This is a genomic window from Escherichia sp. AM3 (assembly GCF_032029835.1).
GTDB classification, from domain to species: domain Bacteria; phylum Pseudomonadota; class Gammaproteobacteria; order Enterobacterales; family Enterobacteriaceae; genus Escherichia; species Escherichia coli.
The window spans coordinates 1-6793 of sequence record NZ_JAVUPQ010000105.1 but is presented as its reverse complement, the minus strand read 5'-3'; the positions used below and the strand labels follow the sequence as shown (position 1 = coordinate 6793).

The following is a 6793-nucleotide window of genomic DNA, read 5'->3' as shown; positions in this document are numbered from 1 at the left end:
CGTCACCACCGGAGATAAACAGGCCACTATTGCACTGGCGACCTATGGCGAGCTGTTCAGTATCACCCGTCAGGCCATTATCAATGATGATCTGAATATGCTGACCGATGTCCCGATGAAACTGGGCCGTGCGGCGAAATCCACTATTGCCGATCTGGTTTATGCCATTCTGACGTCTAACCCGAAAATCTCCACAGATAATGTAAGTCTGTTCGATAAAGCGAAACATGCAAACGTACTGGAGAGCGCTGCAATGGACGTGGCATCGCTGGATAAAGCCCGCCAGTTGATGCGCGTTCAGAAAGAGGGGGAGCGTCATCTGAATATTCGTCCTGCGTTCGTACTGGTACCGACGGCGATGGAGTCTGTTGCTAACCAGGTCATTCGCTCCTCAAGTGTCAAGGGGGCTGACATTAACGCCGGTATTATTAACCCGGTGAAAGATTTTGCGACCGTTATTGCAGAGCCTCGTCTTGATGATAACAGCCAGACCACCTTCTACCTGGCTGCGTCAAAAGGCTCCGATACGATTGAAGTGGCTTATCTCAACGGTGTGGATACGCCATATATTGATCAGATGGAGGGCTTCAGTGTGGATGGCGTGACAACGAAAGTGCGTATTGACGCCGGTGTCGCGCCAGTTGATCACCGCGGTCTGGTGAAATGTACGGCGTAAACGTCGCAGACAACAACTCTGATGGCCCGTAAGGGCTTTTTTTGTACCTGAAATCAGCCCCTGAACGGGGCTGTGCGGAGACAGTTATGGCAAAGAATTTTGTAGAAGAAGGAAAAACGGTGGCGATTGTTGCCAGTGCAGCCATCAGCAGCGGAGATCTGGTGCAGGTGGGTGATGTTTTTGCGGTGGCGCTGACCGATATTCCACAGGGTGAAACAGGCGACGGCATGACCGAAGGTGTGTTTATCCTGCCTAAACTGAAAACGGATGACATGAAAACGGGTAAGAAGGTTTATCTGAAGTCCGGAAAAGTTCAGCTGACTAACAGCGGCTCTGATCCGCTGGTCGGGGTTGTCTGGGCAGATGCCGGAACCAGTGCAGAAGAAGTGCCGGTAAAACTCAATGTCTGATCCCTTTTCCCGGCTGGCAGCGCGTATGGATGCGATCACGGTCAGAAAGATGGGAAAGACAGCCTCGATTAATGATGTCGATATGACTGTGATCCCGGGAGAAACACTGGCAGAGCTGAATGCTCTGTCCGGACCTGCGGTCTCTCTGGTGGTGTTTTCTTCGGGATACCGCCCACGGCGCGGGGATCGCGTTGTTTATGACGGACAACAATGGACGGTCACACGGCATGAACGTTTTAACGGTAAGCCAATGATCTTTATTGAGTAAAGAGGTGTGGGATGAAGGGGCTTGAGAATGCCATCCGCAATCTGAACAGCCTTGATACCCGTATGGTGCCACAGGCCAGCGCATGGGCGATAAACCGTGTGGCACAGAAAGCGGTCTCGGTTGCCACCCGGCAGGTTGCCGGGAATACCGTTGCGGGAGATAACCAGGTGAAAGGGATCCCCCTGAAACTGGTACGTCAGCGTGTCCGGGTGTTTAAAGCCAGTCCGTCAGGAAAAATGACGGCCAGGATCCGCGTTAACCGGGGCAATCTGCCCGCTATTAAGCTGGGGACAGCCCGGGTCAGACTGGCCCGGCGTGGTGGAAAACTGCAGTACCGTGGCAGTGTGCTGAAGGTGGGTAAATATCTTTTCCGGGATGCGTTTATTCAGCAACTGGCGAATGGTCGCTGGCATGTGATGCGACGTATTGATGGCAAAAATCGTTACCCCATTGATGTGGTGAAAATCCCGCTGTCCGGACCGCTGACACAGGCCTTTGTAGATGCCCGCGACCACATCATTGCTGCGGAAATGCCGAAACAGCTGGGGTATGCACTGAAACAACAACTGAGGTTATGGCTGACCCGATGAACCGACATACACAAATCCGCCAGGCCGTACTGGCACGCCTTCGGGAACAGTGTGGAGACAGCGCCACGTTTTTTGACGGGCTTTCGGCATTTATTGATGCGCAGGAACTGCCTGCCGTGGCGGTGTGGCTGAGTGATGCTCAGTACACCGGAAAAATGACGGATGAAGATGACTGGCAGGCTGTTCTGCATATTGCCGTCTTCATCCGGGCACAGGCACCGGATTCAGAGCTGGATATGTGGATGGAGAGCACCATTTTCCCTGCCCTGAATGATATACCGGCACTTTCCGGACTCATCGACACCCTGATCCCACTCGGTTTTAACTATCAACGTGATAATGAGATGGCCACCTGGGCGATGGCGGAAATCACGTACCAGATCACGTACACGAATTAAGGAGGTGGTAATGACCACACCAAATCCACTGGCAAAGACGAAAGGTGCGGGGACGACGTTCTGGATGTATACCGGCAACGGCGATGCGTTTGCGAACCCTTTGTCGGACACTGACTGGCTGCGTCTTGCGATGGTGAAGGATCTGCAACCTGGCGAAATGACCGCTGATGCAGAAGATGACACTTATCTCGATGATGAAGATGCAGACTGGAAAACGACAACCCAGGGGCAGAAATCCGTTGGTGATACTTCGGCGACGCTGGCCTGGCGTCCGGGTGACAGCGGGCAGAAAAAACTGGTTCAGTTGTTCGACTCCGGTGAAGTTCGTATCAAATATCCCAACGGCACTGTTGATGTTTTCCGTGGCTGGCTGAGCTCACTGGGTAAAACCATTGCCTCAAAAGACGTGATGACCCGCACTGTGAAAATCAGCGGTGTGGGGCGTCCGTATCTGGCAGAGGAAGGCACTGAAACCGTGAGCGTTACCGGGCTGACAGTATCACCGGCGTCTGCCAGTGTAAAAGTGGGAGCAACCACCACGCTGACCTTTACAGTAAAACCTGACGGAGCCAGTGACAAAGCGATCAGTGTGCATTCGTCAGATCCACAGACTGCCACGGTTACCCTGAACGGACTTGTGGCCACGGTAAAAGGCGTGAAGCAGGGCAGTGTCAGCATTGTGGGCATGACCGCTGACGGGAATTTTGTGGCTGTGACTGCGGTGACTGTCAGCGCAGCAGGTTAACAGGACGATACTCATCATTTGCCCCGGTTATGCGGGGCTTTTTTGCAGGTGGAGAACATGATGTTTCTGAAACAGGACACGTTTAATTATGAAAAACAGTCCGTGGTGCTCAGTGAGCTGTCCGGGCTGCAGAGAATTGAATATCTGACGTTTGTTCAGCAGCGAACGGCAAAGTTTGATGCCGGGGAGGGAGAACTGCCGGAGGCTGAACGACAGATTGCTTTTCTGCGGATGGGGATGGATATCAATGCCTGGCTGGTTTCCCGCTCACTGTGGAATGCGGATCAGTCTAAGGATGTAGAGACGCTTTGCGCATCCGTTATTACAACATGGTCGTATGATGCCCTGGGTGCGGGGGCGGAGATGGTTCTGTCGCTGAGCGGTATGGGGGCCATTGATAATGCCGTGGATGATGAGCATGAGGCGCTGACGCCGGAAAAGTCCTGACGCGGGAAATGCAGTTTGTCATGCGGCTTGCCCGGGAGTTCCGGCGGGCAGACTGGCGGCGGATGCTGTCGGAAATGTCGGCCACTGAGCTTGGTGAGTGGGGCGATTATTTCCGGATGCAGAGCTTCAGTGATGTGTGGATGGATGCGCAGTTTGCCTCGCTGAAGGCATTGATCGTGAGAATGGTGTCCGGCAGTAGTGATGCTGCGGTGGCTGATTTCAGCCTTTTACCGGAAGAGAACGGGATACCGGAGCGAACGGACGAAGAACTGATGCATCTTGGGGAAGGTATTTCCGGAGGTGTGCGTTATGGACCAGATAGCCAACCTGGTCATTGATTTGGGGATTGATGCGGCAGAGTTTAAAAATGAAATTCCCCGTATCAAAAACCTTCTGAATGGTGCAGCCAGCGATGCAGAACGGTCTTCTGCCCGTATGCAGCGTTTTATGGAGCGTCAGACTCAGGCCGCCCGGCAGACAACGCAGGCAGCTTCTTCGGCTGCAACAGCCGCATCCGTCCATGCGCAGACGGTGGAGAAGAACGCACAGGCTCATGAACGCATGGCCCGCGAGGTGGAGAAAACCCGCCAGCGCATGGAGGCACTGAGCCAGAAAATGCGCGAGGAACAGGCGCAGGCCATGGCTCTGGCGGAGGCTCAGGATAAAGCGGCTGCTGCGTTTTATCGTCAGATTGACAGTGTGAAACAGGCCAGTGCGGGGCTGCAGGAATTACAGCGTATTCAGCAGCAGATCCGACAGGCCAGAAACAGTGGCGGGATTGGTCAGCAGGATTATCTGGCGCTGATTTCTGAGGTTACTGCGAAAACCCGTGTTCTTACACAGGCTGAGGAAGAGGCTACCCGACAGAAAGTGGCGTTTATCCGTCAGCTTAAAGAGCAGGCAACCCGCCTGAATCTTTCATCTTCTGAGTTGCTTCGTGCTAAGGCAGCCCAGCTGGGGGTAAGCAGTGCTGCAGAAGTGTATATCCGCAAAATGGAGCAGGCAGGAAAAGCCACGCATTCGCTGGGTCTGAAAAGTGCAGCAGCCCGCCAGGAGATAGGCGTTCTGATAGGTGAACTGGCCCGCGGCAATTTAGGGGCGCTGAGGGGATCCGGGATAACGCTGGCTAACCGTGCCGGATGGATAGACACACTGATGTCACCGAAAGGCATGATGCTTGGCGGGGTTATTGGCGGTATTGCCGCGGCCGTCTATGGTCTGGGTAAAGCCTGGTATGACGGTCAGAAGGAGGGGGAAGAATTTAACCGCCAGTTGTCGCTGACGGGGCATTATGCCGGAGTCACTGCCGGGCAGCTGTGGACGCTCAGTCGTGCTATTTCCGGGAATGGTATCACGCAACATGCTGCAGCCGGTGCGCTGGCTCAGGTGGTGGGGAGTGGTGCATTTCGTGGAAACGATATCGGTATGGTGGCGAGAGCTGCCGCACAGATGGAGCGATCGGTTGGCCAGTCGGTCAGCGATACCATAAATCAGTTTAAGCGGCTGAAGGATGATCCTGTAAATGCCGCGAAGGCTCTGGACAATGAGCTGCATTTTCTTACTGCCACTCAGCTTGAGCAGATACGCGTCCTTGGGGAGCAGGGGCGATCCAGTGATGCTGCACGGATAGCCATGTCTGCACTGGCAGAGGAAACCGGTCGGCGTACTGCGGATATTGATAATAACCTCAATGCGCTTGGCAGTACGCTGAAGTATCTGTCTGATTTGTGGAGTCGTTTCTGGGATGCGGCCATGAATATTGGTCGTGAAGACTCGCTGGATGAACAGATTGCCGCTTTACAGGAGAAAGTGTCGCGGGCGAAAAGACTCCCCTGGACGGCATCATCTTCTCAGGTTGAATACGATCAGCAGCGTCTTAACGATCTTCAGGAGAAAAAACGCCAGAAGGATTTGCAGGATGCAAAAGAGCAGGCAGAGCGGAATTATCAGGAGCAACAGAAACGCCGTAATGCTGAAAATGCTGCACTGAACCGGATGAATGAAACGGAAGCAGCACGACATCAGCGTGAAATTGCGCGTATTAATGCCATGCAGTACGCCGATCAGGCTGTCAGGGATGCGGCGATACAACGTGAAAATGAACGTTACGAGAAAGCCCTGGCATCCGGTAAGAAAAAAACACGCGAAACCCGTAATGATGAGGCCACCCGGTTATTGCTGCAGTACAGTCAGCAACAGGCACAGGTGGAAGGACAGATTGCTGCTGCCAGACAGTCAGCAGGCATTGCCACGGAAAGGATGACAGAAGCGCATAAACAGCTTCTGGCTCTGCAGCAGCGCATCAGCGACCTGGACGGGAAAAAACTGACGGCAGATGAAAAGAGTGTGCTGGCCCGTAAAGATGAACTGATTCAGGCACTGACGCTGCTGGATGTAAAACAGCAGGAGCTTCAGAAACAGACGGCACTCAACGAGCTGAAGAAAAAAACAATTCAGCTGACCAGTCAACTGGCTGAAGAAGAGCGCGCTCAGCGTCAGCAACATGACCTGGATATCGCCACGGTGGGTATGGGTGATCAGCAGCGACAGCGATATCAGGTACAACTGAGTCTTCGCCAGAAATACCAGCAACAGCTGGAGCAGTTGAGGCGGGATAGTGAGCAGAAAGGGACATATAACACGGATGACTACAGAAAGGCCGAGCAGGCGCTGACGGAGAGCCTGAACCGACAACTGAATGAGAATCGCCGTTACTGGCAACAGCTTGAAGTTGTGCAGGGTAACTGGAAAAACGGAGTCCTGCGTGCATTTCAGGATTTTACCGTGGATGCAGATAATACGGCAGAAACAGCAGAACAGGTGTTCTCGTCAGCCTTCAGCAACATGGGAAATGGCCTGGCAACTTTTGTCACTACCGGCAAACTCAATTTCAAATCCTTCACCTCTTCTGTGCTGTCAGATATGGCGAAAATCCTGGCGCAGGCAACCATGATGAAATCGATAAAAGGGATTGGCAGTGTACTGGGATTTGATCTCAGCAGCCTTTCCCTGAATGCCAATGGGGGGATTTATCAGTCTGCTGATTTGAGTCGTTACAGTGGCACGGTGGTTAACCGTCCGACGTTTTTTGCTTTTGCAAAAGGCGCGGGTGTGATGGGGGAAGCGGGACCTGAAGCCATTCTGCCATTGCGTCGTGGTGCTGACGGTAAGCTGGGGGTTGTGGCGGATATTGGGGGTTCAGGTATGGCGATGTTTTCCCCGCAGTACAACATCGAGATCAATAACGATGGCACGAACG

Annotated in this window: 9 protein-coding genes; all 9 read left to right on the top strand. The window is 53.4% G+C overall.

Annotation, left to right across the window (positions count from 1 at the left end; all coding sequences use genetic code 11):
• Positions 1–676, top strand: a 676-nt coding sequence (locus RTW80_RS21785; RefSeq protein WP_312720148.1) for a Mu-like prophage major head subunit gpT family protein, incomplete at its 5' end; no start/stop codon positions are given.
• An 86-nt stretch (positions 677–762) separates the two neighbouring features.
• Positions 763–1086 carry a DUF2190 family protein gene (locus RTW80_RS21780; protein ID WP_001097046.1) on the top strand — a complete coding sequence of 108 codons (324 nt, stop codon included), beginning with the start codon at positions 763–765 and terminating at the stop codon, positions 1084–1086.
• Positions 1079–1354 (top strand): DNA breaking-rejoining protein, encoded by a 276-nt coding sequence (locus tag RTW80_RS21775; RefSeq protein ID WP_001283153.1) that lies wholly within the window; start codon positions 1079–1081, stop codon positions 1352–1354. The genes RTW80_RS21780 and RTW80_RS21775 overlap by 8 nt, the downstream gene beginning before the upstream one ends.
• Before the next feature lie 11 nt (positions 1355–1365).
• Positions 1366–1944, top strand: a complete 579-nt coding sequence (locus RTW80_RS21770; protein ID WP_312720145.1) for a phage tail protein — start codon at positions 1366–1368, stop codon at positions 1942–1944.
• The gene (locus RTW80_RS21765) at positions 1941–2342 is read left to right on the top strand and encodes a phage minor tail U family protein (protein WP_072752502.1); all 402 of its coding nucleotides are present in this window, start codon (positions 1941–1943) and stop codon (positions 2340–2342) included. The genes RTW80_RS21770 and RTW80_RS21765 overlap by 4 nt, the downstream gene beginning before the upstream one ends.
• A 10-nt stretch (positions 2343–2352) precedes the next feature.
• Positions 2353–3087 carry a phage tail protein gene (locus tag RTW80_RS21760; RefSeq protein WP_312720142.1) on the top strand — a complete coding sequence of 245 codons (735 nt, stop codon included), beginning with the start codon at positions 2353–2355 and terminating at the stop codon, positions 3085–3087.
• 60 nt (positions 3088–3147) lie between these two features.
• Positions 3148–3534, top strand: a complete 387-nt coding sequence (gene gpG / locus RTW80_RS21755) for a phage tail assembly chaperone G (protein WP_001341514.1) — start codon at positions 3148–3150, stop codon at positions 3532–3534.
• Between the two features lie 8 nt (positions 3535–3542).
• Positions 3543–3872 carry a phage tail assembly protein T gene (locus RTW80_RS21750; RefSeq protein WP_001161009.1) on the top strand — a complete coding sequence of 110 codons (330 nt, stop codon included), beginning with the start codon at positions 3543–3545 and terminating at the stop codon, positions 3870–3872.
• On the top strand, positions 3844–6793 hold a 2950-nt coding region (locus RTW80_RS21745; RefSeq protein ID WP_312720139.1), incomplete at its 3' end, for a phage tail tape measure protein. The genes RTW80_RS21750 and RTW80_RS21745, both read left to right, overlap by 29 nt.

Excerpts from the sequence above, each read along its gene's own strand:
- RTW80_RS21780 (WP_001097046.1), top strand. The coding sequence starts at position 763 with ATGGCAAAGAATTTTGTAGAAGAAGGAAAAACGGTGGCGATTGTTGCC.
- RTW80_RS21775 (WP_001283153.1), top strand. The coding sequence starts at position 1,079 with ATGTCTGATCCCTTTTCCCGGCTGGCAGCGCGTATGGATGCGATCACG.
- RTW80_RS21770 (WP_312720145.1), top strand. The coding sequence starts at position 1,366 with ATGAAGGGGCTTGAGAATGCCATCCGCAATCTGAACAGCCTTGATACC.
- RTW80_RS21765 (WP_072752502.1), top strand. The coding sequence starts at position 1,941 with ATGAACCGACATACACAAATCCGCCAGGCCGTACTGGCACGCCTTCGG.
- RTW80_RS21760 (WP_312720142.1), top strand. The coding sequence starts at position 2,353 with ATGACCACACCAAATCCACTGGCAAAGACGAAAGGTGCGGGGACGACG.
- gpG (WP_001341514.1), top strand. The coding sequence starts at position 3,148 with ATGTTTCTGAAACAGGACACGTTTAATTATGAAAAACAGTCCGTGGTG.
- RTW80_RS21750 (WP_001161009.1), top strand. The coding sequence starts at position 3,543 with ATGCAGTTTGTCATGCGGCTTGCCCGGGAGTTCCGGCGGGCAGACTGG.